Genomic DNA, 547 nt, shown 5'->3' on the forward strand with positions numbered 1-547 from the left:
TCACTGGGTCAATACATTTTTTCCTTGTAGCAGCCAGCAGTCGTCAGCGGGAGCGACGTCGTAGAGCGGCGCGATGAATATCTCGATGATGTCTGTGCAGGCAAGTTTTTCCGCTTTCCGAGGGCTGCCTACGTAGATAAACTCCCCATCAATCCATACCGAGTCCAACTTTGAACGTCGGTGCGCCCACCAGAGGAAGACGCAGAAGAAACAGAAAAAGGCAGCCGTGCCTGTCAGAGCAATGTTCAGTTCATTCATGGATTTCCTGAGTGACTAGCGGAATCTCGCTTGGCAGATTAACGGTAGTCTTGCTACCACGGCTACGTTTTCCTGGTCTTTCCGCGGATGTTCCGACCCGAGCGCAAGAAGGCCGAGGAAAAACTGCTGAGCCTGCAAAAAAGAGCTGAAGGCGGTGTTCTTCAAGGAAGGCTTGGCGAATATCGCCAAGCCTTGGCCGGCATGGCGATGCAAGTTGCGGAATGCCGCCGGCGATCATGGAGCCGGTCGAAGCGCATTCCAGCCTGGCAAATCAGACAGATGCCGTGAT

The 547-nt window shown here is 53.9% G+C and carries 2 protein-coding genes; one reads left to right on the forward strand and one right to left on the reverse strand.

The window, feature by feature from the left end; genetic code table 11:
- Positions 1-258 (reverse strand): hypothetical protein, encoded by a 258-nt coding sequence (locus KDH83_RS31300; protein ID WP_212323016.1) that lies wholly within the window; start codon positions 256-258, stop codon positions 1-3.
- Between the two features lie 87 nt (positions 259-345).
- On the opposite strand from KDH83_RS31300, the gene KDH83_RS31305 reads away from it, so the two are divergent.
- Entirely contained in the window at positions 346-546 is a 201-nt protein-coding gene (locus KDH83_RS31305) for a hypothetical protein (protein ID WP_212323018.1), read from the forward strand.
- Position 547 lies beyond the last annotated feature (1 nt).

The sequence above is a fragment of the Achromobacter sp. Marseille-Q0513 genome (assembly GCF_018195695.1).
Classification (GTDB): domain Bacteria; phylum Pseudomonadota; class Gammaproteobacteria; order Burkholderiales; family Burkholderiaceae_B; genus Achromobacter.

Bases quoted from the DNA above. Each gene is read 5' to 3' on its own strand.
- KDH83_RS31305 (WP_212323018.1), top strand. From the start codon at position 346: ATGTTCCGACCCGAGCGCAAGAAGGCCGAGGAAAAACTGCTGAGCCTG.
- KDH83_RS31300 (WP_212323016.1), bottom strand. From the start codon at position 258: ATGAATGAACTGAACATTGCTCTGACAGGCACGGCTGCCTTTTTCTGT.